Consider the following 25725-nt stretch of genomic DNA (forward strand, 5'->3'; position numbering starts at 1 on the left):
TTCCTGCGCCTGATGACGTGGCGGCAATGACAGGATGGGTGGAACTTATTTCCAAACAGAGAGCTGCGCCTCCATTGACAACATTTGCCGAACTCGGTCTTTCCCCGAAAGTGCTCGCCGCCGTTGAAGCTGCGGGATATACAGCACCTACGCCTATTCAGGCGGGAGCTATTCCTCCTGCACTCGAACGCAAGGATGTGCTCGGTATCGCTCAGACTGGCACGGGTAAGACTGCATCTTTCGTTCTGCCGATGCTGCATCTTCTGGAAAAAGGTCGTGCACGTGCGCGTATGCCGCGCACACTCATTCTTGAACCAACGCGCGAACTCGCGGCGCAGGTCGAAGAAAATTTCGAAAAGTATGGCGTTAATCAGCGTCTCAACGTTGCGCTACTTATTGGTGGCGTCTCGTTTGAAGAGCAGGAGCGGAAGCTGGAGCGCGGCGCAGATGTGCTGATCGCGACACCTGGCCGTCTTCTCGATCATTTTGAACGTGGCAAGCTGCTTCTAACAGGTGTGGAAATTCTGGTTATCGATGAAGCTGACCGAATGCTCGACATGGGCTTCATTCCTGATATTGAGCGTATCTGCAAGCTGATCCCTTTTACACGTCAGACCCTGTTTTTCTCGGCAACTATGCCGCCGGAAATCACCAAACTGACAGAGCAGTTCCTGCATTCGCCAACGCGTATTGAAGTGGCGAAAGCGTCTTCGACTGCAAAAACTGTGACGCAGCGCCTAGTCAAGTCGGGCCGTAAGGACTGGGACAAGCGCGCAGCTTTGCGTGATTTGATCCGTTCTGAAGGTGATGCAATTAAGAATGCGATTATTTTCTGTAATCGCAAAAAAGATGTCTCAGAACTTTTCCGCTCGCTGACACGCCACGAATTCAATGCGGGCGCCTTGCATGGTGACATGGACCAGCGTGCACGCATGATGATGCTGTCGAATTTCAAGGAAGGCAAACTGCAGTTGCTGGTTGCCTCCGATGTTGCAGCGCGCGGTCTCGATATTCCTGACGTCAGCCACGTGTTCAATTACGATATTCCGATCCACTCTGAAGATTATGTGCATCGTATCGGTCGTACTGGTCGTGCGGGCCGCTCCGGTAAAGCATTCACGCTGGTGACAACCGGCGACACAAAATATCTGACCGCGATTGAATCCATGATCGGCGAAAAGATTGAATGGCATGACGGTGATCTTTCAACCTTGCCAGCAGCTGACGAATCTGAAGATACGTCGCGTAAGGGCAGAAATGCCCGAGGCAAAGGCAAAGATGCCAAGGGTAAATCGAAAGATAAACAGAAGGTCGAGGCACCTGTGATCGTTCAGGCCGATGAACCGCAGCCAATTATTCACGAAATCAGAGAGCGCCGTGATGCGATTCGCACATCAAATGATGAGCGTCGCAACAAGCCGCAGCACGATCATCATAAGCGTCGTCGTGATCGCGATGATGATGATGGTCCGGCACCAGTCGGTTTCGGTAGCGAAATCCCAGCGTTTATGCTGATCCCAACAGGGGTTTTGGCATAGAACGAAAAAAGCCGGTCTGATTATTCAGACCGGCTTTCTAGTTTTTTGCCCCAGAGCGCAGACTTGCAGCAAATGCCAGCTTTGCCCAGTCTGTCATGATCTCAGGATCATCAAAAGCATCGTCCGGCACACTCCAATAGGGCATGGCAACCGGCTTTCCGCTCTTCTTGCTGTCATAGGCCCATTGGCGCGAACCAGCGTCAATAAAAGCAGGCGCACTTTGAGCATCAGCTTTCAAAAGCAACTCATCACCAACGACGAGAGCTATGATCATCCCTTGATGATAAATACCTTTTCCGCCGAACATGCGGCGAATGCTGATCGCACCTAAGCCCGCAAATAACTCTCGTAGGGTCTCGTCATCCATTGCTTAAAGCCACTTGGTTAAGCGGCGCCTTGCATCTGGCGGATGCTCTCAGGTGAGACAGGTGTCAGTTCGACCGATTCACCACAACCGCAAGCGGATGTCTGATTAGGATTGTTGAATACGAAACCTGTGCGCAGTGTTGTGACTTCGAAGTCCATCTGCGTGCCGAGCAGAAACAGAACTGCTTCTGGCGCAATATAAACCTTAGCACCGTCTTTTTCGACGCAATCATCGCCAACTTTAGGCTCGGTTACGAGGTCAATGGTGTATTCCATCCCAGCGCAGCCGCCTTTTTTAACGCCAACACGAATGCCGAGCGCACCTTCTCTGGATGCCATGATTTCACTCACACGCGCTGCGGCTGCATCGGTAAGCGTCAAGACTGAGAAACGGCCCATTTTCATCTCTTCCGGTGTTCTGCTGGTCAGAGACTGAAGAATCATTCAGTCTGCTCAAAGCAATCGCTTTTTCTGCGGGATTGCCACGTTTTTACTATAGTTAGTGTTGTAACATCATTACTGCAAGACACCAAATCGCGAGCGCATCCAAAGGTGCGGTGCAGATTTCTAGGTTTTGCAAAAAAGAATTGCTGGAAGAGGAGATGCGAATGTCGATTGAGCGCATGAAGCCTTTGATGCTTGCCGGTGTTGCTGGTTTATTCAGTACAATGGTTTCGATTTCTGCCGCCGGTGCGCAAGACGTTCCGAAGAAGGCAGCGACAACACAAGAAGAGACAAAGCCTGTAGAGGAAACAAAACCCGCAGAGCAGACACAGGATGCTGCTGACGGTGTGATTGTTCCCGATTATCGCGATGATCGGTCAACACCGCAGGCGCTGATTGAATCCTATTACAACGCTATTAATCGCAAGGAATATGCCCGCGCTTATGGCTATTACTCGGAAGAGGGGCGTGAGCCCGATTTCAAGACTTTTGCTAAAGGTTATGACGGGACCAAGAGTGTGAAGGTGGCCGTACGCAAGACTGAACCTGATCCGGGGGCAGGGCAGATTTACTGGAGTTTGCCGATTGCTATTGAGTCAGAAGATAATGATGGCAAAACGCAGGTCTATACCGGCTGTTATACGCTGAGACTCACTAACCCGGCTATGCAGGAAGTGCCGCCCTATAAGCCAATCGAGATTATGACGGGTTCTCTGACAAAATCGCCTTTGGATATCGAGAAAAGCGTGCCTGAAAGCTGCGATGCTCCTTAATACATAACATGCTTGACCTTGCCACGATGGGAAGTTGTAAGGTCTTAGCCAAGTGTAGATAAGGAGTGGTTCAATGGTTACTTTTTCAGTTCCAAAGATGAAATGCGGCGGTTGTGCTCAGAGTGTTACGAATGCACTGCACAAGATTGATGCCACGGCCGCTGTAGAGGTCGATCTCGATAAAAAAGAGGTCAAGTTTGATGGCTCTGCTTCGCAGGCCGACGCACTCAATGCTCTGGCAGCGGCGGGCTATCCTGCATCTGTCGCGCAGTAATGTGAATAGTCCGCGCGGTCTTGTGATGGCTGTTGCCTTGCAAGATATTTTTTGAGAGCTTAGTTGCCGGATGCGAATGCTTCCGGCATTTTTGTGTTTACATAAGATGATACGCGTATGCAGAGGCGACCAAGTGTTGCAGTTGGGCTCGCAATTCCTGTGTCTGATTGACTGTAAGGTCGATTTTTGCCACATCAGCGGCAAAACTGGTTTATGGTGCCGAAAATGGCAGTGAACCGTGATTGTCACCGCTTTGTCGTATAGTCATGGTTCGTGTTATCTAGGATGCCGAAAGCATAATAATCGCGCAGGCGCGATATAGAAGGATGTAGGGCATGGCTATCTCAGCCGATTATCAAGATCTTCGCACAAAGATGGTCGACAATCAGATCCGTACGACGGATGTAACAGACTTGAGCGTTATTGATGCTTTTCTGGCAGTCCCACGCGAAGCTTTTGTTCCGGCAAGCCGTCAGGTTCTTGCTTATATTGATGAAGATCAGCTGCTTGAGGGCGAAGGCACTGCTCCGCGCTACATCATGGAGCCATCGCCTTTTGCAAAGCTTGTGCAGCTTGCACAGGTGAAAAAGAGCGATGTCGTTCTCGATATTGGTTGCGGTACTGGTTATTCGTCTGCAATCTTTTCGGAACTCGCAGGATCAGTCATTGGCCTTGAGAGTGATTCCGCATTGGCGGCTATTGCGACTGCTCGTTTGCAGGAGCTTGGCCATGACAATGTTGTGATCGTATCAGGCAATCTGAATACAGGCTATCCGTCTGAAGCACCTTACGATGTGATTTTCATCGAAGGCGCAGTTGATTTTGTTCCCGAAGTACTTTTCAATCAGCTCAAAGAAGGTGGCCGTCTGGTTGTCGTCGAAGGACGTGGAAATGCCGGAGTTGCGCGACTTTACGTAAAAGAAAATGGCACGGCTTCAGGTCGCAGCGTTTTCAATACGGCAGTTCGTCCGCTTCCTGGTTTTGAGCGTCTTGAGCAGTTTGAATTCTGATTTAGAGCGTGGGGCAATTCTGCAACCCTACTAAAATTGTTTGTGATAGTGGCTGCGGAAAGATGGAAATAACAAAATTTACAGGTTATTAAGTGCTTCCGAACTGATCGGTTCGATTAAAGATTCGTTTGTTCTTATATGAGGTATACGGTGTTCAAAGCGTGCAAAGGACTTATGGCGGCGGCAATACTCCTGTCTGGCACCGTTTTATCGGGTCAGGCTGCTTTGTCGGAAACGCTTAACGGCGCGCTCATCAAAGCCTATAAGAACAATTCAACGTTAAACTCCTCGCGTGCTGGTGTGCGCGTACAGGATGAAAACGTCGCTATTGCGAAGTCTGGCTATCGTCCACAGGTGACTGGTTCTTACAATGTTGGACGCAGTAAGTCGCCAACATCGGGCTACCGCACGTCCGGGACTTACGGTATCGAACTCAATCAGATGCTGTTTGATGGTTTTCAGACCAAGAATAACGTCGCAGCCGCTGAAACAACCGTTTTCGCGCAGCGTGAGAATCTTCGCAACACGGAGCAAAATACGCTTTTTCAGGCTGTCCAGGCCTATATGAATGTCTATCAGTTCAGGCAGATCGCTGTTCTTCGTGAAAAGAACCTGGCTGCAATGAATGAGCAGGTTCGTGCTTCACGTGCACGCCTTGATGTTGGTGAAGGCACACGTACTGACGTTGCGCAGTCAGAAGCACAACGCTCGACCGCAATTGCAGCACTTAATTCCGCGCGCGCTGATGTGAAGTCGGCGGAAGCTGCCTTTGTTCAGGTTGTCGGAGTGCAGCCAGATAGGCTTGCGGTTGCGCCTGCCGCAAAGAACCTGCCTAAAAGCCCAGATGAGGCTTATGCGAATGCGTTGAATATTCATCCCGGCATTCTGGCGACACAATATGCAGTCAACGCGCAGGGGTATAACGTCAAAGCCAAGGAAGGCGCTTTGTTGCCAACTGTTGGCTTGACCGCGAGCGCGAGTCACCTCGATACGTATTCGGGTACGAATGTTGGTGACGGCAACTCGGCATCGGTCGGTGTCGGCGTAAGCATTCCGATTTATACGGGTGGCCGTTCCTCGGCTCAGGTGCGTCAGGCTAAAGAACAGCTTGGTCAGGCACGTATTGAAGTGGATGTCATTCAGGATCAGGTGCGTCAGGCAATCGGTTCGGCATGGTCGCAGCTCGAATCTGCTCGTGCTTCGGTCAAAGCGAACCGCGATGGCATCTCCGCATCGCAGTTGGCGCTGGATGGTGTCATTGAGGAACGTAAGGTCGGTCAGCGTACAACGCTTGATGTGTTGAATGCGCAGAACAGCTTGGTCGATATTCAGATTGCGCTTGTTCAGGCTGAAGCCAATTCAATCGTTGCGAGCTATGCGCTTCTTGCTGCAAGCGGTCGCATGACAGCGCGGGATTTGCAGTTGCAGGTTGCTCAATATAAGCCAGAAGAACACTACAATGCCGTCAAGGACAAGTGGTTTGGTCTTCGTACGCCAGATGGTCGTTAATTGATCACTTTGGAGTTTTTTGAACGGCGCCAATGGCGCCGTTTTTGTTCGATTCGTGCTTTGCTCATTAATTCTTAACAAAATGATAAAGCTGTGGGTTTGGAATACACTTGCCTGTGCAGGGATTCTCAAAGTGCCGCATGTCCGATACCCTTGATCCAATGATTCTCTGCCTGAGTATGTAATTGGCAATAAGGGAAAGACGGACTGCTATGGCACAAACATCGAGCGCAGCACGCGAACCGTCAATGGAAGAGATACTCGCCTCCATTCGCCGGATTATTGAAGACAGCGATGTGTCGCGTCATCCGATGCCAGCGGCGTCTGCTTTTCCAGCGCGTGGTGATGTAGCTAAGTTCCGGACACCTACACATATTCAGGATGCAGCTCCGAAAGCAGAAGAAAAGCCCGCTTTGAAGTCTGTTGTGTTCAAGGAAGAACCAGTGTTGCGCGGAGCCGTCTCTGAGCCCGCACTTGATGTGACGGTTGCGGATGCGGAAACTGAAGAAGACGATGAAGATTTTTTCGTTCTGAATGCTCAGAACGATGATAATTTCAGCGAAGTTTCGGAGCCTGTCGCTAAATTAGACGATGCTCCATCGCTTGAAACGCAGATTGCCAGCGAGTTGAATATAGCGCAGACTGAGCAAGTTACTGTTTTACCAGCAGAAGCACCGGTTATTGCGAAGGAAGAGCCTGTTAACTTGAAACCAAGTAGCACAGATCATATTTTGTCCGAGGATACAGAGCGTAAGGTATCAGCGGCGTTTCAGGACTTGAACCACGCCGTTCACTTGGAGCCGCGACGATCATTCGATGATATTGCTTCTGAGATTCTCCGCCCCATGCTGCAAAACTGGCTTGATACCAATTTGCCGCCGCTCGTCGAACGGCTTGTTCGTGAAGAAATCGAACGCGTGGTGCGTGGCGAACGCTGATAGACAAATACCAGATTGGACCATTTGACCCGTCTGTCTCACAGGCGGGTTTTCACTTTTAAGGTGATTTGTTGGCGGTTAGTTGCTATTCAGCCGTCAATCAATTCATTCCGTATTCAGACCGGATAGTTCTATGCTTGAAAAGACTTATGACGCCGCGGCTGTTGAGCCGAAAATCGCTGAACGCTGGGAAGAGGCTGGCGCATTTAAAGCGGGTGCAGGTGCAAAGCCTGGCGCTGATCCATTTGCGGTTGTCATTCCTCCGCCGAACGTGACCGGATCGCTGCATATGGGCCACGCGCTCAACAATACGATTCAGGACATTATGGTCCGTTTCGAGCGTATGCGCGGCAAGAATGTTCTTTGGCAACCGGGCATGGACCATGCGGGTATTGCGACGCAGATGGTAGTTGAGCGTCAGCTTGCGGAGCGTCAGGAACCAAACCGCCATGCTATGGGCCGTGAAAAATTCATTGAGCGTATCTGGCAGTGGAAGTCGGAATCGGGTGGCCTGATCTCCAATCAGCTCCGTCGCCTTGGTGCATCATGTGACTGGTCGCGTGAGCGTTTCACCATGGATGAAGGTCTGTCGCGTGCGGTTCTTGAAGTTTTTGTCTCGCTCTACAAGCAGGGTCTGATTTATCGCGACAAGCGTCTGGTCAACTGGGACCCGAAGCTGCTGACAGCGATTTCCGACATTGAAGTCGAATCCCGTGAGATCAAGGGGCATCTTTGGCATCTGCGGTATCCGCTGGAAAACGTGCCTTTCGACCCTGAGAACCCGCACACCTTTATCGTTGTCGCTACAACGCGTCCTGAAACGATGCTGGGTGACACCGGCGTGGCGGTCAATCCGAAGGATGAGCGTTATCATGCATCCATCGGCAATAATATCGTGCTGCCGCTCGTTGGCCGCCGTATTCCGATTGTTGCCGATGATTATGCTGATCCAGAAGCGGGTTCGGGTGCGGTTAAAATCACGCCTGCGCACGACTTCAACGATTTTGAAGTCGGTAAGCGCAACGATCTGCGTGTGATCAATATCCTTACGCCAGAAGCAGCGATCACGTTGAAAGACAACGTTGATTTCCTTGAAGGTCTGGAACTCACACACGAGCTCACTGCGCTCATCAAAGAGTTTGAAGGACTGGATCGTTTTGCAGCGCGCAAGCGTCTTATCGAAACGCTTGAAGAGCAGGGCTATCTGGAAAAGATCGAAGATCACACACATGCGGTTCCGCATGGTGATCGCGGCGGCGTGCCGATTGAGCCATATTTGACGGATCAGTGGTATGTGAATGCTGCCGAACTCGCAAAGCCAGCCATGGCTGCGGTTCGTGATGGTCGCACGCAGATCGTGCCAAAAAACTGGGAAAAGACCTATTTCGACTGGATGGAAAACATTCAGCCATGGTGCGTTTCGCGTCAGCTCTGGTGGGGTCATCAGATTCCGGCATGGTATGGACCTGACGGCAAGTGGTTTGTTGAGAAGAGCGAAGAAGAAGCAAAAGCTGCCGCTCTTGCGCATTACGGCGAAGAGGTTTCTCTGGAACGCGACACAGACGTTCTGGATACGTGGTTCTCGTCTGGTCTCTGGCCGTTTTCAACGCTTGGATGGCCAGACAAGACACCAGAACTCGCAGCCTATTACCCAACCAGCGTTCTCGTTACTGGCTTTGATATCCTGTTCTTCTGGGTTGCCCGTATGATGATGATGGGCATGCATTTCATGGAAGAGATTCCGTTCCATACGGTTTATCTCCATGCGCTCGTGCGCGATAAGCACGGCGCGAAAATGTCGAAGTCTAAGGGCAACGTTATCGATCCGCTTGAACTGATGGACGAATATGGCGCGGATGCTTTGCGCTTTACGCTTGCCATCATGGCTGCTCAGGGTCGCGACGTGAAGCTCGATCCAGCACGTATTGCTGGTTATCGTAACTTTGGAACCAAGCTTTGGAACGCAACACGCTTTGCTCAGATGAATGGCGTTAAGCTTGATCCGAACTTCAAGCCGGATGATGCGAAGCTTGCAGTCAATCGCTGGATTCTCACGGAACTGACCAAGGCAACCCGAGCAGTGACTGAAGGTATTGCGAACTACCGCTTTAACGAAGCGGCAGGTGCAGCCTATCGCTTTGTCTGGAACCAGTTCTGCGATTGGTATCTGGAACTGCTCAAGCCAATCTTTATGGGCGAAGACGAGGCGGCAAAGGCTGAGGCACAGGCAACGGCGGCTTATTGTCTGGATGAGATCTACAAGATGCTTCATCCATTTATGCCATTCATGACCGAAGAGCTTTGGACGCTGACCGCGGGTGAAGGCGCAAAGCGCGATAGCGTTCTGGCACTGGCAGAATGGCCGCAATTGTCGTTCGAAGACGAAGAGTCTGCGACCGACATTAACTGGCTGGTTGATCTCGTCATGGGCATTCGTTCCGTTCGTGCGGAAATGAACGTGCCTGCTGGTGCGGTGGCTCCAATTGTGGTTCTCGAAGCCAATGCTGCAACACTTGACCGCTTCGCGCGACACGATGCGGCAATCAAGCGTCTGGCGCGTGTGGAGTCGGTTTCCTTTGCTGAAGAGGCACCAAAGGGCTCTGCTCAGCTCGTTCATGGCGAAGCAACAATCTGCTTGCCTCTCGGCAGCTTGATTGACCTCAAGGCCGAAGCTGCTCGTATGGCCAAGGAAGCGGGCAAAATCGCTGCTGAAATGGAAAAGATCGAGAAGAAGCTTTCCAATGAAAAGTTCGTAGCGAACGCAAAGGAAGAGGTCGTTCAGGCTGATCGTGAGCGTCTGGCCGAACTGAAAGAAGCAGCCGCCCGTGTCGCGACCGCTGAAGCACGCATTCGTGAAGCCGGGTAATTAAAAACCGTTTCAGGTTTTTGTGCGAATCATAAGCATCCGCTGGTTTCATCAGCGGGTGCTTTATTTATTGGAGTTGTATTCGCATCGGGCTTTTTAGACTCTAGCGCTCATCGAACTCGCATTTCGATTGTTTTTTGATGTTGTTGCGCTTTGGCAACAAGGCGAAAAATGGGCGTAAAAAGGGCGAAAAACGGCATAAATGTCGTGGAGTTATCTTGAAAGTTTAGAGATTTTAGAAATTGTACCTATCATTTTGGGATTTTCGTCATATCCCTGTTTCGCTACCCATTCGCACATAAATTAAAGCACCTTGCGGGTTTAAACATTCCTGATTTACGTTTGCGTCAAAGTAAAAATATCGGGATCGCTACATTGTGTTTGGGAGGACATCTTATGAAGGTTAAGAACCTGACAGTTGCTGGTATAGCCACTGTTCTGCTGGGAAGCACCATTAGCGCGAATGCGGGTGGATTAGAGCGCAGTTCTCAGGATTTCGACATTCTGTTTGAACAAGGAACTGTCCTAGACACCACTGGTACGTTTGTATCGCCACAGAGAAAGCTGAAAAATATTCGTGGTTCACAGGTTGGTGCTTTGACGCCTAACGGAAACCCATTCAGTGGTGGGGCATATAAAACGGAAGTGGACGAGGCGAAAAGCTATTGGGTTCCCAAGTTTTCTGCCAAAGTTGACCTTACGGACGATCTTGCCTGTGCCGCCCAGTATCGTCAGCCATGGGGTATTCATACTGACGTTGGAACCGGGACTGTTCGTAGCTTCGTCGCGATTGAGCAGAAGATTTCGTCACACGACTATGGTTTGAACTGTTCCTATCGCTTCGCTGCCGGTGAAAAAGGATATTTCCGTATTCTTGGCGGCGTCAGCTATCAGGAGCTAAAGGGTGAACAGACGAAGCTCATTCCTCCATTTGGTCAGCCGTTTGGTGGAGATTGGCGCATTGCGTCTTTGGATGTTGAAGATAAGTCAGTAGGCTGGCGCATCGGTGCTGCTTACGAGCTTCCTGAATATGCGATTCGTGCAAGCGTTGTTTATCAGTCTGAAGTGAAGTATTCACTTGATGGAACTATTGGCAACCTGGCTATCAACCCATTCACGAATGCAAGCATACCAATTGCCGTTGAAGGCGATGTTTCTACGCCACAGTCGGTTGAGTTCAAATTTCAGACCGGTATCGCTCCAGATTGGTTGGCATTTGGTTCGGTGAAGTGGACCGATTGGTCAACTATCACTGATGTAAACTTCCTTGCGAAGGCCAATCAGGTTGTTCCTCAGGGGCAGAAAATTACAGGTCTCAATCTTTATTATCAGGATGGCTGGACTGTTAGCGGTGGCGTTGGACATAAGTTCAACGACCAGTGGTCTGCTGCGGCGACGGTGACATGGGATCGTGGAACCACGACTGGTCTTACGTCACAGACAGATATTTGGCTGTTTGGTTTGGGTACAAATTACAAAGCGACAGATAATTTTGAAGTTCGACTCGCAGGTGCAGCGGGTTGGCTGACGTCTGGAGAGATCGACGATACCGTGGTGAATGGAGTACCTAGCGGTAGCGGATCAAAGGGCGATTTCGGCAATGACTTTGTTGGCGCTTTGTCCTTGACAGCTAAAGTCAAATTCTGATCTCTGCATCGTAAAAGAAAAGCCCGGCATTGCCGGGCTTTTTTGTTTTAATAGCCAATCACTTTTCAAGTCTTGCAAGCAGGGATGACGTATCCCATCGGCCGCCACCAAGCTTCTGGACTTCCTTGTAAAACTGGTCGACAAGAGCCGTTACTGGCAGCGATGCACCGTTTCGATCAGCTTCATCAAGGCAGATGCCAAGATCTTTGCGCATCCAGTCGACGGCAAAACCGAACTCATATTTGCCTTCGTTCATAGTGCCGTGGCGATTTTCCATCTGCCATGAGCCTGCAGCGCCCTTGGAAATAATGCCGATGAGTTTTTCGATATCAAGCCCAGCTTTCTTGCCAAAATGAATGCCTTCAGAAAGTCCCTGTACCAGACCGGCGATGCAGATTTGGTTGACCATTTTTGCAAGCTGGCCTGAACCAACAGGACCCATCAGGCCTACCGAACGGGCGTAAGCTTCAATGATCGGCTTTGCGCGTTCAAAAATATCTTCGGATGCACCAACCATGACCGTGAGCACACCATTTTCAGCGCCGGCCTGTCCGCCGGAAACCGGGGCATCAATGAAATGAAAGCCACGTTTTTGAGCTTCCGCATCGAGTTCACGGGCAACTTCTGCTGAAGCAGTCGTGTTATCAATGAATACGGCATCTTTCTTCATCGTTGAGAAAGCGCCATCCGACCCCGTTGTCACCTGACGCAGATCGTCATCATTGCCTACGCAGCAGAAGATAAAGTCAGCATCACGCGCAGCTTCAGCGGGAGTGGTCGCATGTTTACCACTGAACTGTTCAGCCCATTTGATAGCTTTCGTACCCGTGCGATTGAAGACGGTGACATCATGGCCACCTTTTACTTTCAGATGGCCAGCCATTGGATAGCCCATCACGCCGAGGCCGAGAAAGGCCACTTTAATTGCCGTCATTGTCGGATACCTCCAGAGAGAATTTTTGAATGCCTAGAAACGGGTAACGTTGCGTCATCACTAGTATGGCGAACCCGAAATTCGTTTCACCTTGAAGCAGCTCTCGGAGCGAATTTCGGGTTCTAAGCCATACCAGTAAATTTTTGAATCTAGTGTAGTTTACGGATTTGAAGTTCCTAAATGTGATTGCAACAGAAATGATAGGAACTTCAAATCCACCACACTAGGTGAGGGGTGTCATGACGGCTTTGCGATAAGCATAGCGTTGCGTCAGGCGCTGATACCATTCCTCAAAATGCGGCAAAGAAGGGCGCGTCATCGGAAATTCAAACCAAGCATAGGCATAGCAGCCCAGCGGTATATCGCCGATGCCAAAAGTCTCGCCTGAAAGCCATGGTTGAGTGGAAAGCGTTTCTTCCGCAATTTGGAACGAGCGTGTAAGCCCATCAATACCGCGCTGCAAAATCGCCGGATCGCGCTTGTCTTCAGGCAAGCGGATCAGATGCATGATGATGTCACGAAAATCATTGTAAAGGGTCGTTGAAGCCCAATCCATCCACTTTTCGGCCTGTGCGCGCTGCGCTGGACTTTCGATCCACAACCCACCATTAGGGTTGCTTGCCGCCAGATAACGAACGATGACGTTTGATTCCCAGAGAGTGGTCTCGCCATCTTCCAAAAGCGGAATAAGACCATTGGGATTGCGGGCTAGAAAATTAGTATTCTGCAACCCGCCAAACTGCCCGCCGACGTCGATCTGTTCATATTCCAGACCAAGTTCCTCGGCTGCCCAAAGCGCCTTTTTTACGTTGGTTGAATTAATTCGACCCCAGATTTTTAACATTTTGGCCTGTCATCTTACTATAGAATTGCGTTCATCACGCTTTAAAGCATGTCGTTATCGGAAAACCGGTTCCCACTTTTCCGCGACATGCTTTAGATCAGGCGTACATTTAAAGCAGATCGTCCCCGGTGGCTGCAAGGCTACCGGGGGCGATTAGTTTTCTTTTATTCTTTTAATTTATCGGACCAAATGTCTGGTTAATCGTCTTTCGAGGAAATCCCAGATGTGTCGCAAACATTCGACGATAAGCAAGTAGATAACTGCTGCCCAGATATAGGTCTGGAAGTCGAAAGTCCGTGAATAAGCGCGGCGTGTTTCGCCCATCAGGTCAAGGACCGTGATGATTGCAACAATTGCCGATCCTTTGATCATCAAAATGATTTCATTGCCGTAAGGGCGAAGTGCAACAATCAAAGCTTGCGGCAGAATGACTTTCCAGAATGTGACACGCTTTGAAATACCAAGGGCCGCAGCACCTTCCCATTGTCCGAGCGCCACACTTTGAATAGCGCCACGCAGGATTTCTGCCTGATAAGCAGCCGTGTTGAGCGAGAAGGCAAGGATAGCACAGTTCCACGCATCGCGGAAAAACACCCATAGACCGATGCTTTCGAGGAAAGGTCTGAACGTACCAAAACCGTAATAGATCAGGAATGTTTGGGCCAGAAGCGGTGTGCCACGGAAGAAATAAACATAACCGAATGCCAGACTGCGCAGGAAGCGGTTCTTAGACATTCGCGCGGCGGTGATTGGTAGCGATAGGATCGCACCGATCACGATGGAAATTGCGACCAGTTGCAGTGTGACCAGAAGGCCGGACCAGTAACGCGGCCCATAGGTTTCGAACAGATCAACACGCCACGTGTTGTAGAGATAAATAGCTAGACCCGCAAAGAGCAGCGCCCACACCGCAACAATGATATGCCCAGCTATTCTGAGACGCGTCCACTTACGTTCAACCGGCGGCGGAGCAAGAACCTCTGAAATGGTTTCACTCATAATCAGGCTCCTCGCGACGCGTTGTTACCGGCATCCGCCCAGCGAGCGATACGGTTGATAAAGTAGGAGGAGATGATCGCAAGAGCGAGATAGAGCAGACATGCGACGCCAAAGAACAGAAACGGTTCTTTCGTTACACGCGCTGCAATCGATGTCTGACGCAGAATATCAGAGAGCGTGATGACCGAGACCAGCGATGTGTCTTTCAACAGCACGAGCCAGAGATTGGCGAGGCCCGGCAAAGCAATCTTGATGAGCTGAGGCAAGATGACCTTGCGCATGGTTTGCCAATGCGAAAGACCAACCGCATAGCCGCCTTCATATTGTCCACGCGGAATGGCGCGGAAAGCGGATAGAAAGACTTCACTCGAATAGGACGAGAAAACAAAACCCAATGCGATCATGCCGGCGACAAAGGCATTAATCTCGATTTTCGCATTGATCTCGAAAAATGCGAGTGCCTGCTGGAGCAATAGCGACGCACCAAAATAGACCAGAAACAGTGTTAGAAGTTCGGGCAGTCCACGAAAAATAGTCGTGTAAATATTGCTTGCAAGTCGCATGGAAGGTTCTGAGGATTGCTTTCCGATCGCAACCAGAAATCCCAGAATTAATCCTAGCGGTAATGTAGCCAGAGCAAGCGAAATGGTGACGAGAAGTCCCCAGGCGATGCTTCGGCCCCATCCTTCTGGACCAAAGCTCAATAAGGTGGCGTAATGTTCCATGCGCCTAATCTCTTCCCTTGGATCTGTTTGCTACGCCTGTTTTAAAGTCGCGGCCTCGCGCCTTTTACAGATCTTGAAATTTATGAACAGTCCAAATAGTCGCGCCGGTTTACTTGGGAGTAAACCGGCGCATAAAAGTTAAATTATGTTAGTTTTCTGCACCATAGGCATCGAAATCAAAGTATTTGTCGTTGATTTCTTTGTACTTGCCGTTGGTACGGATTGCCTTGATCGCCTCGTTGAACTTTTCGATAAGCTCAGGGCGGCCCTTTTTGAAAGCAACGCCTGCACCTGGACCGTGAATTTCAATCACAGGCGGGAAGGTGCCCACCATCTTACAGCAAGCGCCATCTGGCGACTTGAGCCATTCAGCCAAAGTCACGCTGTCGTCATTGACGGCATCAAGACGACCGTTTGCCAGATCAAGACGATATTCTTCAGCAGTTGGATATGCCTTGATCGTGCTGTCGGTGAAGGTCTTTTCAGAATAGTTGGAATGCGTGGTCGAAACCTGCACGCCAACTGTCTTGCCTGCGAGATCTTCCTTGGTGACGCCCTTGATGTCGGTGTCCTTAGGCGCTGCAACACCGGGAGGTGTGTTGTAATATTTGTTTGAGAAGTCGACCTGCTTCTTGCGCTCGTCAGTGATCGACATGGATGCGATGAAGGCATCGAACTTGCCGGACTGAAGGGCTGGGATTGCGCCGTCCCATTCCTGCGTAACGAATTCACATTCGGCTTTCATTTCGTCGCAAAGCGCCTTGGCGATATCAACGTCGAAGCCTGACAGTGTGCCATCCGGTTTGATGAAGTTGAATGGAGGGTAAGCGCCTTCCGTACCAATTTTAAGCTTTAGGGGTTCCTGAGCATTGGCGATACCGGCGGTCATGCTGCCGAGTGTGATTGCAAGTGCTGCTACGGATGTTGCTGCAGCGATACGCTGAATAACGCGCATTCCTAGTCCTCTCGTTTCGTTGTGGCTGGTTCCCTGATTCTTTTTCTGGTTCAGCCGCTTAAAAGGATGCTGTCGACGTGTTTTATCATTAGCAAGTCTGACAGTGATCCTTCATTCACTACACATAGATGCTGGACACAACAACGCGCAATATTTTTTCTTGAACATGCCCAATCATCTACCCAGAAGCTAATAATCCCACCAATTCCGGGTGGATTGCAAGATGGTCCGCGTAATTTAATTGTGCACGCAATATGGCTATTTAAAAGGGATTTTTGCGTATTATGGCAATGTTTCCAATTTTAGCACTGCCAGATGTGAAAAAATAAGAGAAATCCTCATAGCTTCATGGCTTGCTGAACGAAGTCTGCAATATCCGCAATCGCGTCCAAATGAAACACGGGTAACTTCGCGTCGTGATTGTTGTGATCGCTGGCGATAGCAACGATGGTTGGGTCGCCGTCCGAAAGGGTCGGCCCCGTGTGTCCACCTGTGCGTCGCAGCTCAATTTTGTAATGAGATTCGCGTTTATAGCCTTCTACGAGAATCAGATCGCAAGGCGAGAGTTTTGCGACAACCTCTTCCAGTGAAGGCTCTTCTTCGCCCAGATTTTCATGCATGATCGCATAACGCGCAGATGAGACGATTGCCACTTCACCCGCACCAGCGTTTCTGTGGCGCCACGAATCCGTGCCGACGTGATCAATGTCGAAGTTGTGGTGCGCGTGTTTCACGGTCGAAATCTTGAAGCCACGCTTGGTAAATTCTTGAACAAGCTTTTCGGTGAGCGTTGTTTTACCTGAGTTTTTCCAACCTGTGATGCCGAATATTTTTTTGGTACCAATGTTTTCTTCGGTCATTGCAGCGCCTCATAGAGCTTTCTTGCGTTGTTCAGGTCTTCGGCTGTGTTAATGTTGAAAAATGTATCGTAGGTTTCGTTGGTCTTCGGCAATGCTTGGAGCGGAAAATCAACCGTCTCAAATCCGATGGTTCGTGCAAAAGCCAATACACTTGCCTTTTCAGTATGTTCCAGCCACGCGTTTAGTGGCTGTAGGAGATCTGGCTTCCAAAGAGCGAAAATTGGATGAACCTGGCCCTTGGAACTTGCCATAACAATGCGCACACCGGTTTTTTGTTGGCGTTCATAGAGGCGGATCATCAGGTCGGAAGGAATGAAAGGGCAGTCGCCAGTAACACTAAGCAAGAATGAAAATTTGTGCGCATACTCGAATGCAGTCTTAAGACCAATAAGCGGCCCGCCATAATGAGATTGAGCATCGACAATTATGGGTAAGCTCAAGTCAGGGAGGCCACTCTTGTTGGTGTTTGTATTAATAAACAGGTGATCGACTTGTGGTGAAAGTCGAGCAGCCACGTGGTCCAGAATTGATTTAGAACCAAGTAATTGCAGGAATTTATCGCCAGCAATACCATCTGCACGCATGCGGCTGGATTGCCCTCCAGCGATAATAGCGCCTGCGACGTGCATTGCTTTTGTCATTAAATAATTTCCAGTTTGCGCAATTTCTGTTCGCGTTTTTTGCGAATATTCTCGCGATAGACCATGTAAATCCCACTTCCTACGACAAGAACCGACCCGGCTATTGTATACGAATCGGGTGCCTGATTGAAAACGACGGTGCTCAGCATTATCGCCCATAGCAAGCTTGAATAGCGGAATGGCGACACAAATGATATTTCGCCTTCCCGCATTGCCATGATGATAAAGTGATAGCCAATCAACAAAAGTCCTGCCGCTAAAGCCATGAAAAGTATTGGTTCTAGCCCCACGGGTTGCCAACCGCCCATGGGAACAGTCAGTGCGCCGCCCGTCAATGCGATTGCTCCGGCGGTTAGCGTTGAGAGATAAAGCGTTGGGACATGTGCTGGTACGCGACGCGTGGCGATATCACGCATCGCGGCAAAGCAAACACTGGACAGCAAAACGCCAACAGCAGCAAAACTTGTTGAGTTGTCGGCACCCGGCCGAATGATAATTATGACGCCAATCAGGCCTACTGAGATACACATCCAGCGTCGCCAGCCAACCTTTTCATTCAGAAATAGCACTGCGCCGAGGGTAACGACCAGCGGTGTTGCCTGAAAAACTGCTGAACAAAATGCCTGTGAAAGATGTCCGAGTGAATAAATATACGTAATCGTGGCTACAACTTCACCAATAACCCGAAGCAGCGTCATTCGGTCCATGGATAGACTACTTAATGCTCCGTTGCGCCACGCAAGCAAGCCAATAGCGATGGTCGCAAAAATTCCGCGAATGAACATGTATTGTCCGCTGTTCATCTGCTCAAGAAGGAACTTGGTTATCGTGTCGCCAATGGTGAAAGTACCCATTGCAAGGAGCATGAAAACGCTGGCACGGAAGTTCGCTGACTGCGGCACGATATGAAATCCGGTTTATGGTTTCATATCGCTAGCTTATCGTTTGGATTCGGTCCAATCGATACTTGTTGTGAACTTATTTAAATTATTTATCCGCCTGTGAGACTCATATGACGGGCAACTGCTGGACGGTTGTGTTCACGATCAATAATGAAATCATGGCCTTTGGGCTTGCGGGAGATAGCCTCATCAATCGCATCATTGAGCACGGTATCGCTTTCGCTCGCACGCACCGCCGCACGCAGATCAGCCTCATCATTTTGACCAAGGCACATATAAAGCATGCCCGTACATGTAAGACGCACGCGATTGCAGCTCTCGCAAAAATTATGCGTCAGCGGAGTAATCAAGCCAAGACGGCCACCCGTTTCCTTGATCGTGACATAGCGGGCAGGGCCACCAGTGCGATAAGACACATCAGTTAGCGTAAACTGTTGACTAAGGTCGGCGCGAAGCTTCGAGAGTGGAAGGTATTGATCTGTCCGATCCACTTCGATTTCGCCCATCGGCATTGTCTCAATGAGCGTCATATCCATGTCGCGCGCATGCGCCCAGCGAATAAGCTCCGGGATTTCAAATTCATTGAATTCTTTAAGTGCGACCGCATTAATTTTTACACGGATACCAGCTTTTTGCGCGGCATCAATTCCTTCGATGACACGATGAACATCGCCCCAGCGGGTGATTGTGCGAAACTTATCCGGATCAAGCGTATCGATGGAAACATTAATACGCTTCACACCGCAATCAGCCAATTCATCTGCGTAGCGGACAAGCTGTGAACCGTTGGTGGTGAGTGTCAACTCATCCAGTGCGCCAGTTTCCAAATGCCTCGAAAGACCGCGAATGAGATGCATGATGTTTTTTCGGACCAGCGGTTCACCGCCAGTCAGCCGCAACTTGCGCACGCCCTTAGCAATAAATGCGCTGCAAATCCTGTCGAGTTCTTCGAGACTGAGCAGGTCTTTTTTCGGCAGAAAAGTCATATGCTCTGCCATGCAATAGGTGCAGCGGAAATCGCAACGATCGGTAACAGATACACGCAAATAGGTAACAGCGCGTCCAAACGGATCGACCATCGGTCCATTCGGAGAAACATCAGGCCGTTGAAGGAGCTGTTGCGTAAGATTTGCCATATGTTCCCATGTGTCGCGAAGTTTGCTCGCTATTTATGAATAGAGATAGTTTTCCTCTTTCACTTTGTCCAGTTCGTGCTCAATCAAACCACCTTCAACAAAATGCGAATAATAAGAATAGACGCTAATGAACGGCATGTTTATTGAAGAAACATACGCTTTCAAAGCGACGGAGAATGAATATGAGTGATGTCTGGCCCACTGAACTGCGTGTCTCAAAGGATCGCAAGCTTTTGACGATGGCTTTTGACGGTGGCGAACGCTTTGAACTGACGGCGGAATTGTTGCGCGTTTTATCACCATCTGCGGAAGTGCAGGGCCATTCGCCGGAACAACGCGTGACCGTTGGCGGCAAACGCAATGTCGAAATCATGCGTATGGACCCAGTCGGTAATTATGCCGTTCGCATCACCTTTGACGACATGCACGACACGGGCCTGTTCTCGTGGAACTATCTCCATAAGCTTGGCATAGAAAAAGAAACGCTCTGGCAGACCTATCTGGATGAGCTTGTCGAAAAAGGCCTGAAACGCGATCCAAGATAAAGATAAGGGCGATCTTGGTCAGATCGCCCTTTGTTTTTAGCCTAGATTGAGTTCTTTGAAGAAGTCATTGCCCTTGTCGTCAATGACGATGAAGGCAGGGAAGTCAACCACTTCAATGCGCCAGATGGCTTCCATGCCGAGTTCTGGGTATTCAACGACTTCAACTTTCTTGATGCAATCCTGAGCAAGGCGGGCTGCTGGACCACCAATTGATCCGAGATAAAAGCCGCCATGTTTGCCGCAGGCTTCGCGCACTTGTCGCGAGCGATTGCCTTTTGCGAGCATTACCATCGATCCACCAAACGACTGGAATTGATCGACATAAGAATCCATACGTCCTGCCGTGGTTGGGCCGAAGGAACCTGATGCATACCCCGTCGGTGTCTTGGCCGGGCCAGCATAATAGATGGGATGGTTCTTGAAATAATCTGGCATAGATTCGCCATTTTCCAGACGTTCGCGGATTTTCGCATGCGCCAGATCGCGTGCAACGATAATCGAACCTGTTAGAGAAAGCTGGGTTTTAACCGGATGTTTCGACAGTTCCTTCAGAATATCTTCCATCGGCTGATTAAGGTCGATTTTGACCACATGCGATGAGAGTTTTTCCTCGTCAATCTCCGGCATATATTGCGCTGGATTGGTTTCGAGCTGTTCAAGGAAGATACCGTCTTTGGTGATCTTGCCCTTTGCCTGACGATCGGCGGAGCAGGAAACACCAAGACCAATTGGCAGCGACGCACCGTGACGGGGCAGGCGGATAACGCGCACGTCATGGCAGAAATATTTGCCACCAAACTGTGCGCCCACGCCCAGCGATTGTGTCAGTTTGTGAATTTCCGCTTCCATTTCAAGATCACGGAATGCATGGCCGGTTTCCGACCCTTTGGTGGGAAGTTCATCAAGATAACGGGTGGAAGCAAGCTTAACGGTTTTCAAATTCATTTCGGCAGATGTACCGCCGATAACGATTGCTAAATGATAAGGCGGGCAGGCGGCGGTCCCGAGGGTCAGAATTTTGTCTTTCAGAAACTCGATCAGCCGATCATGCGTTAGCAGTGATGGCGTTCCCTGAAACAGGAACGTTTTGTTAGCAGAGCCACCACCCTTTGCAACGAATAGAAATTTGTAAGCGTCTTCGCCTTCTTCATAGATGTCGATCTGCGCAGGCAAATTGTTCTTGGTGTTTTTTTCCTCGAACATCGACAGAGGCGCAAGCTGGGAATAGCGCAGGTTTTTCTTGTTATAGGCATCAAGAACGCCAGCGCCGAGCGCATCGGCATCGCCGCCTTCGGTCCAGACGCGACGGCCCTTTTTGCCCATAATGATCGCAGTGCCGGTATCCTGACACATAGGCAGCACGCCACCAGCAGCAATATTGGCGTTTTTTAGAAGATCATAAGCGACAAAGCGGTCGTTATCAGTGGCTTCAGGATCTTTCATGATATTTGCAAGCTGTTGCAAATGGCTGGGCCGCAGCAGATGATTAATGTCTGCAAAGGCAGCTTCCGACAGAATGCGTAGACCTTCCGCATCGACGCTCAGAATTTCCTGCCCCTTAAATGTATCAACTGAAACATAGTCAGATGTCAGTTTGCGATAAGGGGTCTTGTCTTCGCCCAGCGGGAAAAGATCGGCGGCGCTTGCTTCTGCCATTATGGTACCTCGCTTGCTTGCCCGTAGTTAAACTGTCGGGCTTTTAACGCGATGCGGGATGAAATCCACTGCGGCACTTTGCGCAATCTTGCACAAAACAAAGGGCGAGGCTTTATCTAACAGTTAGCTTTTCAATAAAAATTGATGGAGCCTGGCAAAAAAAAATAGGAAGATGCGTTAACGTTAAAAGATTCTATACGAGATTCATCAATTCTACGGGCAAAGATTGACGCGGCTTCGCTCAAAAGCGGTCGCACTGAATTGGCGGTTAGAATGCACTTCTCCAGACAGTTTTATCGCGACATGAATAGTCATCGCAAAAGCGGTTCTTATATTCGTAGTACATTGGCGGTTGCATTAGCAGCGTCGACACTCTTCTCAACCACGCAGGCACAGGCTGCAAATTCTTTGCTGGAATTGTTTCAGCAACGTCGTCAGCAACAGGCGCAGCCAGTTCAGCCTCCCGTTCAGGCAGTCCCTGCGGCGCCTGTGCAGAACGACACAAAGACCGTTTCGGTGCCGCGAGCAGTCGTGCCTCCAGCACAGCGCGTGACGGTTAAAGGTCCGCAGATTTATAATTACAAGCCAGACGCGCTGATCAAAGTCGATTTCAGCGCTTTGGATATGCAGGTAACCGCTGCTGTTGAACCGTCTTCGGTTGATCCGCTGACATCGGGCATGTCGCCAATTGGGCCAGTTAAGAGAGTTGATGAAACGCAGGGTGAGCTGGCCTTCGATGCGGCTTCGGATTATCTCAAGACGACGGATGTTCAGGCTGAGAAGCAAATTGCTGATGCGATCGTGAGCTTTTATTCACAACATCGCAGTTTCATCTGGTCGGCTGATAGCAAGGCGCTCGATAAAGCGCGTGACGTCGCGGCTTTCTTCGCCCAGTCTGATGAAGATGGTCTCAATCCGGAAGAATATGCAGTTGCTATTCCCGGCGATCATTTTGATGCAGCGCAGCTTGCAGAACGACAGCAGAAGCTTGCTGATTTTGAAATCAAAATGTCGGCGCGCGCTTTGCGTTATGCAATCGATGCAGGCGAGGGGCGAATTGTTGCCGACAGGCTGAGTGGCTTTTATGATCTTCCGCGAAACCGTGTTGATCCCAAAGCCGTTCTTGAAAAACTTGCTGCTGAAAGCGATCCGGTCGCTTATCTAAAGGGCTTCCAGCCCAATAACGAAGCTTACGCCACGTTGAAGCGTGAACTTGCCAACATACAAGCGCCATCCAGAGCGCCAATCCGTATCTCGCTTGATAAAGCTATTCGCCCGGGTGATACCAACGATGAGCTTGGTAAAGTCATAGCTCTTATTACGCGTCACGCCCCTGAAAAATACATGAATGAGCATCGGGATGTGTTGCAGGCGCATGCCGATGCGAGCATCTATGATCCAGAGCTTGCGGCGGCCATCAAAGACTATCAGAAACTATCGGGTAGTACACCGGATGGTATCATCGGCAAGAACACGATTGCTGCCCTTCAGGGCGAGCAGAGTTCGGTGAAGCGTGATCGCATCCTGTATTCGATGGAGCGCCTTCGCTGGCTGCCACATGATTTTGGTTCGCGCTATGTGATGGTCAATCAGCCGTCGTATCGTGCCGAGTATTATGAAGACGGCAAAGAAAAATTGGCGATGAATGTGGTGATCGGTTCGCCGACACATCAAACCTATTTCTTTTATAACAAAGTCCAGACCGTCGTTTTCAATCCTTCATGGGGTGTGCCGCGTTCAATTATTCTGAATGAAATGCTGCCAAAGGTCATGCGAGATACCAGCTATCTCGACCGCAATGGGTATGAAGTCTATGTCGGCGGCAAGAAGGTTTCGGCGAGCGCTGTTAACTGGAATGCTGTTGCGGCAGGTAAGGCGCATGTCGGCATCCGCCAAAAGCCAAGCCTCGACAATGCATTGGGCGAATTGAAAATCCTGTTCCCGAATGCGCATGACATTTACATGCATGATACTCCGGCAAAGGCTTATTTCAGCCGTGACATGCGAGCGCTGAGCCATGGCTGTATTCGCCTTGAACGTCCGCGTGACATGGCAGCTGCTGTACTTGGCAAGCAAGTTGATGAACTTGGAAAATATTTTGGCAAGGGTGAACGCGGCATCAAAGTTGCCAATCCTGTGCCGGTCTACATCGCTTATTTCACCGCCTGGCCGGATGCGGGCGGCAAGGTACGTTTTTATAACGACGTTTATGATCGCGATTCAGGAATGCAGAAGGCATCTGACAAAACTGCTGAAGCGCGATTGGCCGCGCTTTAAATAGCTGTTGCATGCTATGCGATTTGTAAAAAAGGCGGGCATTTTACCCGCCTTTTTGTTTTAGTTCTGAATGTAACACGCTTTACCCTGACCGCGCGCCGGATCGCCGAAGGCACGATTGTCACAAGGTACACCGTCACGGAATACGCGTTCTACGAAACGTCCTTTGGCTCCATAGCGAACCAATTTTCGACCATAGAAGTCACAGAAACCATTTTCTTTCGCGCATTGCTGCCATTGACTACGGCCACGATCATCACGACGGTTGCCACGCCAATCGTTTCGACGGTCATCACGTCGATCTTCGAAGCGGTCACGGACAACATACGAGCAGCTCTTTCCTCTGCCCGGCGCCGGGTCACCGAATACGCGATTGGAACAACGAACTTCCGGACGGTCAACAAAGCGCGATGTACCCTGTCCATCTGCACCGTAAATAACCTCGGTCGGGTAGGGCAGCTGACAAATGCCGTTTTCCGAAGCGCAGCGCTGCAAACGCGCTGCTTCGGCAGGCGGTGGAGCAAACATATACATGGATGCTAAGAATGCTGAAGCGCCAGCAATCAGGCTGACGTTGTTAGACAGAAAAGCTGTCATGGTGAACACCATTGTTTGAGCGTTAATATGATATTCTATAAGCCTCAGACATTGAATATAGAATGAACGGCGTTCCACGTCTCTAACGATCTTAATGTTATGCATTTGTCATTTATTTGAGCGGAAAGTTCATAAATTAGCGGTGTCGCAGTTTCCTTTTTCCAGTGAATCCGCAAGAGTGCGCCCTGATGTTTCTCGTCAGCAAGGTCGTATGAAAATGCATGGTGAATATAAGGTCCACGGTGGCAAGCTGGTTGTTATTGATCTGGAGGTTCAGGACGAAAAACTGAGCCAGGTTCAGGTCGCAGGCGACTTTTTCTTAGAGCCGGCAGAAGCACTTGACGATATTCGTAATGCTTTGAACGGATTGCCAGCAACCGCATCTGCCGAAGAAATCGCTGAGGCTGTACGCAAAGGACTGCATCCTGACGCTTTCATGATCGGCTTTAGTCCTGAAGCCGTTGCTATCGCAGTTCGCCGCGCGCTTGGTGTTGCACGAACATGGCGCGACTATGAATGGCAGATTATCGATATTCCACCGCTTACGCCCACAATGCATCTGGCTGTCGATGAGGTTCTGGCGCGTGAAGTTGCTGCTGGACGCCGTGCGCCCACTTTGCGTTTCTGGGAATGGGAGCGTCCATCAATCATTATTGGTGCTTTCCAGTCGCTGCGTAACGAAGTTGACATGGGGGCGACTGAAGAAATGGGCGTTGAGACAGTACGCCGCGTCACGGGTGGCGGTGCAATGTTTGTCGAGCCGGGCAACTCAATCACCTATTCGCTCTATGCGCCGGGTGAACTGGTTCGGGATATGAGTTTTGCTGACTCCTATGCATTTCTGGATGAATGGGTACTGAAAGCGCTTAATTCTCTGGGTATCGACGCCTTCTATAAGCCGCTTAACGATATTTCGAGCTCAAAAGGCAAGATTGGCGGAGCCGCACAAAAACGATACTTAGGCGGGACCGTCCTGCACCATGTCACAATGGCTTACGACATGGATGCGGAGAAGATGCTCAAAGTGCTGCGTATTGGTCGCGAGAAGCTTTCCGACAAAGGGACTGCCAGTGCAGCCAAGCGCGTTGATCCGGTTCGCAGCCAGACCGGCTTGCCGCGCCGCGAAGTCATTGATCGCATGAAGGATATGTTTGTATCGCTGAACGGTGGTGTAAGCGGAGCGATCACTCCCGAGGAGCTTGCTGCCGCAGAAAAGCTTGTCGAAGAAAAATTCGCAACCAAAGAATGGCTGTACCATATTCCGTAATGGATCTAACTGCCATTGTGTC

At 50.1% G+C, this 25725-nt stretch carries 24 protein-coding genes; 11 read left to right on the top strand and 13 right to left on the bottom strand.

What is annotated here, in order from left to right; translation table 11 throughout:
• Positions 1 to 74: 74 nt before the first annotated feature.
• The gene (locus RI570_RS00200; RefSeq protein WP_313828498.1) at positions 75 to 1538 is read left to right on the top strand and encodes a DEAD/DEAH box helicase; all 1464 of its coding nucleotides are present in this window, start codon (positions 75 to 77) and stop codon (positions 1536 to 1538) included.
• Positions 1539 to 1575: 37 nt separating this feature from the next.
• Here RI570_RS00200 and RI570_RS00205 read toward each other — a convergent pair whose 3' ends face one another.
• Both RI570_RS00205 and sufA read right to left on the bottom strand, forming a co-directional pair.
• On the bottom strand, positions 1576 to 1905 hold the full coding sequence (locus RI570_RS00205) for a TfoX/Sxy family protein (protein ID WP_313826436.1): 330 nt from the start codon (positions 1903 to 1905) through the stop codon (positions 1576 to 1578).
• Between the two features lie 17 nt (positions 1906 to 1922).
• On the bottom strand, positions 1923 to 2303 hold the full coding sequence (sufA, locus tag RI570_RS00210; protein ID WP_313828499.1) for a Fe-S cluster assembly scaffold SufA: 381 nt from the start codon (positions 2301 to 2303) through the stop codon (positions 1923 to 1925).
• 209 nt (positions 2304 to 2512) lie between these two features.
• On the opposite strand from sufA, the gene RI570_RS00215 reads away from it, so the two are divergent.
• The 7 genes from RI570_RS00215 (at position 2513) to RI570_RS00245 (ending at position 11365) form a co-directional block, all read left to right on the top strand.
• A complete protein-coding gene (locus RI570_RS00215) occupies positions 2513 to 3121 on the top strand; it encodes a hypothetical protein (protein WP_313826437.1) in 609 nt (202 codons plus the stop codon).
• A 73-nt stretch (positions 3122 to 3194) separates the two neighbouring features.
• Positions 3195 to 3395: a heavy-metal-associated domain-containing protein gene (locus RI570_RS00220; protein WP_313826438.1), complete on the top strand. Its 201-nt coding sequence runs from the start codon at positions 3195 to 3197 to the stop codon at positions 3393 to 3395.
• Between the two features lie 341 nt (positions 3396 to 3736).
• Entirely contained in the window at positions 3737 to 4405 is a 669-nt protein-coding gene (locus RI570_RS00225; protein ID WP_313828500.1) for a protein-L-isoaspartate O-methyltransferase, read from the top strand.
• Between the two features lie 138 nt (positions 4406 to 4543).
• On the top strand, positions 4544 to 5914 hold the full coding sequence (locus RI570_RS00230) for a TolC family outer membrane protein (RefSeq protein ID WP_313826439.1): 1371 nt from the start codon (positions 4544 to 4546) through the stop codon (positions 5912 to 5914).
• 212 nt (positions 5915 to 6126) lie between these two features.
• Positions 6127 to 6852, top strand: coding sequence for a PopZ family protein (locus tag RI570_RS00235; RefSeq protein WP_313826440.1), 726 nt, complete (start codon positions 6127 to 6129; stop codon positions 6850 to 6852).
• Positions 6853 to 6985: 133 nt separating this feature from the next.
• Positions 6986 to 9718 carry a valine--tRNA ligase gene (locus tag RI570_RS00240; protein WP_313826441.1) on the top strand — a complete coding sequence of 911 codons (2733 nt, stop codon included), beginning with the start codon at positions 6986 to 6988 and terminating at the stop codon, positions 9716 to 9718.
• 396 nt (positions 9719 to 10114) lie between these two features.
• On the top strand, positions 10115 to 11365 hold the full coding sequence (locus RI570_RS00245; protein ID WP_313826442.1) for an OmpP1/FadL family transporter: 1251 nt from the start codon (positions 10115 to 10117) through the stop codon (positions 11363 to 11365).
• A gap of 58 nt (positions 11366 to 11423) precedes the next feature.
• Here RI570_RS00245 and RI570_RS00250 read toward each other — a convergent pair whose 3' ends face one another.
• The 9 genes from RI570_RS00250 to moaA all read right to left on the bottom strand — a co-directional run bounded on the left by RI570_RS00250 (position 11424) and on the right by moaA (position 19361).
• Entirely contained in the window at positions 11424 to 12299 is an 876-nt protein-coding gene (locus RI570_RS00250; protein ID WP_313826443.1) for an NAD(P)-dependent oxidoreductase, read from the bottom strand.
• A 223-nt stretch (positions 12300 to 12522) separates the two neighbouring features.
• The gene (locus RI570_RS00255; RefSeq protein WP_313826444.1) at positions 12523 to 13143 is read right to left on the bottom strand and encodes a glutathione S-transferase; all 621 of its coding nucleotides are present in this window, start codon (positions 13141 to 13143) and stop codon (positions 12523 to 12525) included.
• 177 nt (positions 13144 to 13320) lie between these two features.
• Positions 13321 to 14142: an ABC transporter permease gene (locus tag RI570_RS00260; protein ID WP_313826445.1), complete on the bottom strand. Its 822-nt coding sequence runs from the start codon at positions 14140 to 14142 to the stop codon at positions 13321 to 13323.
• Between the two features lie 2 nt (positions 14143 to 14144).
• Complete coding sequence (locus RI570_RS00265; protein WP_313826446.1) at positions 14145 to 14867, bottom strand: ABC transporter permease; 723 nt, start codon at positions 14865 to 14867, stop codon at positions 14145 to 14147.
• Positions 14868 to 15015: 148 nt separating this feature from the next.
• The gene (locus RI570_RS00270) at positions 15016 to 15822 is read right to left on the bottom strand and encodes an ABC transporter substrate-binding protein (protein ID WP_310010277.1); all 807 of its coding nucleotides are present in this window, start codon (positions 15820 to 15822) and stop codon (positions 15016 to 15018) included.
• A 338-nt stretch (positions 15823 to 16160) separates the two neighbouring features.
• Positions 16161 to 16682: a molybdopterin-guanine dinucleotide biosynthesis protein B gene (gene mobB / locus RI570_RS00275; RefSeq protein ID WP_313826447.1), complete on the bottom strand. Its 522-nt coding sequence runs from the start codon at positions 16680 to 16682 to the stop codon at positions 16161 to 16163.
• Positions 16679 to 17323: a molybdenum cofactor guanylyltransferase gene (gene mobA, locus RI570_RS00280; protein WP_313826448.1), complete on the bottom strand. Its 645-nt coding sequence runs from the start codon at positions 17321 to 17323 to the stop codon at positions 16679 to 16681. The genes mobB and mobA overlap by 4 nt, the downstream gene beginning before the upstream one ends.
• Entirely contained in the window at positions 17323 to 18189 is an 867-nt protein-coding gene (locus tag RI570_RS00285; protein WP_409558639.1) for a DMT family transporter, read from the bottom strand. Before RI570_RS00285 ends, mobA begins: the two co-directional genes overlap by 1 nt.
• Positions 18190 to 18314: 125 nt before the next feature.
• Positions 18315 to 19361 (bottom strand): GTP 3',8-cyclase MoaA, encoded by a 1047-nt coding sequence (gene moaA, locus RI570_RS00290; RefSeq protein ID WP_313826450.1) that lies wholly within the window; start codon positions 19359 to 19361, stop codon positions 18315 to 18317.
• A 182-nt stretch (positions 19362 to 19543) separates the two neighbouring features.
• Between moaA and RI570_RS00295 the strand changes: the two genes are divergently transcribed.
• Complete coding sequence (locus RI570_RS00295; RefSeq protein ID WP_313826451.1) at positions 19544 to 19906, top strand: DUF971 domain-containing protein; 363 nt, start codon at positions 19544 to 19546, stop codon at positions 19904 to 19906.
• A 36-nt stretch (positions 19907 to 19942) separates the two neighbouring features.
• On the opposite strand, the gene RI570_RS00300 is transcribed toward RI570_RS00295, so the two are convergent.
• Positions 19943 to 21562 carry a fumarate hydratase gene (locus RI570_RS00300; RefSeq protein ID WP_313826452.1) on the bottom strand — a complete coding sequence of 540 codons (1620 nt, stop codon included), beginning with the start codon at positions 21560 to 21562 and terminating at the stop codon, positions 19943 to 19945.
• Positions 21563 to 21835: 273 nt separating this feature from the next.
• Here RI570_RS00300 and RI570_RS00305 point away from each other — a divergent pair, with 273 nt between their 5' ends.
• On the top strand, positions 21836 to 23839 hold the full coding sequence (locus tag RI570_RS00305) for a murein L,D-transpeptidase (protein ID WP_409558604.1): 2004 nt from the start codon (positions 21836 to 21838) through the stop codon (positions 23837 to 23839).
• Between the two features lie 60 nt (positions 23840 to 23899).
• Here RI570_RS00305 and RI570_RS00310 read toward each other — a convergent pair whose 3' ends face one another.
• Entirely contained in the window at positions 23900 to 24436 is a 537-nt protein-coding gene (locus RI570_RS00310) for a hypothetical protein (protein ID WP_313826453.1), read from the bottom strand.
• A gap of 211 nt (positions 24437 to 24647) precedes the next feature.
• On the opposite strand from RI570_RS00310, the gene RI570_RS00315 reads away from it, so the two are divergent.
• A complete protein-coding gene (locus RI570_RS00315) occupies positions 24648 to 25703 on the top strand; it encodes a biotin/lipoate A/B protein ligase family protein (RefSeq protein WP_313826454.1) in 1056 nt (351 codons plus the stop codon).
• Positions 25704 to 25725 lie beyond the last annotated feature (22 nt).

Source organism: Brucella pseudogrignonensis, assembly GCF_032190615.1.
In the GTDB taxonomy this organism is placed as follows: Bacteria; Pseudomonadota; Alphaproteobacteria; order Rhizobiales; family Rhizobiaceae; genus Brucella; species Brucella pseudogrignonensis_B.

Bases quoted from the DNA above. Each gene is read 5' to 3' on its own strand.
- RI570_RS00205 (WP_313826436.1), bottom strand. From the start codon at position 1,905: ATGGATGACGAGACCCTACGAGAGTTATTTGCGGGCTTAGGTGCGATC.
- RI570_RS00245 (WP_313826442.1), top strand. From the start codon at position 10,115: ATGAAGGTTAAGAACCTGACAGTTGCTGGTATAGCCACTGTTCTGCTG.
- RI570_RS00250 (WP_313826443.1), bottom strand. From the start codon at position 12,299: ATGACGGCAATTAAAGTGGCCTTTCTCGGCCTCGGCGTGATGGGCTAT.
- RI570_RS00255 (WP_313826444.1), bottom strand. From the start codon at position 13,143: ATGTTAAAAATCTGGGGTCGAATTAATTCAACCAACGTAAAAAAGGCG.
- RI570_RS00285 (WP_409558639.1), bottom strand. From the start codon at position 18,189: ATGCTCCTTGCAATGGGTACTTTCACCATTGGCGACACGATAACCAAG.
- RI570_RS00305 (WP_409558604.1), top strand. From the start codon at position 21,836: ATGCACTTCTCCAGACAGTTTTATCGCGACATGAATAGTCATCGCAAA.
- RI570_RS00315 (WP_313826454.1), top strand. From the start codon at position 24,648: ATGAAAATGCATGGTGAATATAAGGTCCACGGTGGCAAGCTGGTTGTT.
- RI570_RS00230 (WP_313826439.1), top strand. From the start codon at position 4,544: ATGAGGTATACGGTGTTCAAAGCGTGCAAAGGACTTATGGCGGCGGCA.
- RI570_RS00240 (WP_313826441.1), top strand. From the start codon at position 6,986: ATGCTTGAAAAGACTTATGACGCCGCGGCTGTTGAGCCGAAAATCGCT.
- mobB (WP_313826447.1), bottom strand. From the start codon at position 16,682: ATGACCGAAGAAAACATTGGTACCAAAAAAATATTCGGCATCACAGGT.
- RI570_RS00295 (WP_313826451.1), top strand. From the start codon at position 19,544: ATGAGTGATGTCTGGCCCACTGAACTGCGTGTCTCAAAGGATCGCAAG.
- RI570_RS00215 (WP_313826437.1), top strand. From the start codon at position 2,513: ATGTCGATTGAGCGCATGAAGCCTTTGATGCTTGCCGGTGTTGCTGGT.
- RI570_RS00235 (WP_313826440.1), top strand. From the start codon at position 6,127: ATGGCACAAACATCGAGCGCAGCACGCGAACCGTCAATGGAAGAGATA.
- RI570_RS00260 (WP_313826445.1), bottom strand. From the start codon at position 14,142: ATGAGTGAAACCATTTCAGAGGTTCTTGCTCCGCCGCCGGTTGAACGT.
- RI570_RS00300 (WP_313826452.1), bottom strand. From the start codon at position 21,562: ATGGCAGAAGCAAGCGCCGCCGATCTTTTCCCGCTGGGCGAAGACAAG.
- sufA (WP_313828499.1), bottom strand. From the start codon at position 2,303: ATGGGCCGTTTCTCAGTCTTGACGCTTACCGATGCAGCCGCAGCGCGT.
- RI570_RS00270 (WP_310010277.1), bottom strand. From the start codon at position 15,822: ATGCGCGTTATTCAGCGTATCGCTGCAGCAACATCCGTAGCAGCACTT.
- moaA (WP_313826450.1), bottom strand. From the start codon at position 19,361: ATGGCAAATCTTACGCAACAGCTCCTTCAACGGCCTGATGTTTCTCCG.
- RI570_RS00310 (WP_313826453.1), bottom strand. From the start codon at position 24,436: ATGACAGCTTTTCTGTCTAACAACGTCAGCCTGATTGCTGGCGCTTCA.
- mobA (WP_313826448.1), bottom strand. From the start codon at position 17,323: ATGACAAAAGCAATGCACGTCGCAGGCGCTATTATCGCTGGAGGGCAA.
- RI570_RS00220 (WP_313826438.1), top strand. From the start codon at position 3,195: ATGGTTACTTTTTCAGTTCCAAAGATGAAATGCGGCGGTTGTGCTCAG.
- RI570_RS00265 (WP_313826446.1), bottom strand. From the start codon at position 14,867: ATGGAACATTACGCCACCTTATTGAGCTTTGGTCCAGAAGGATGGGGC.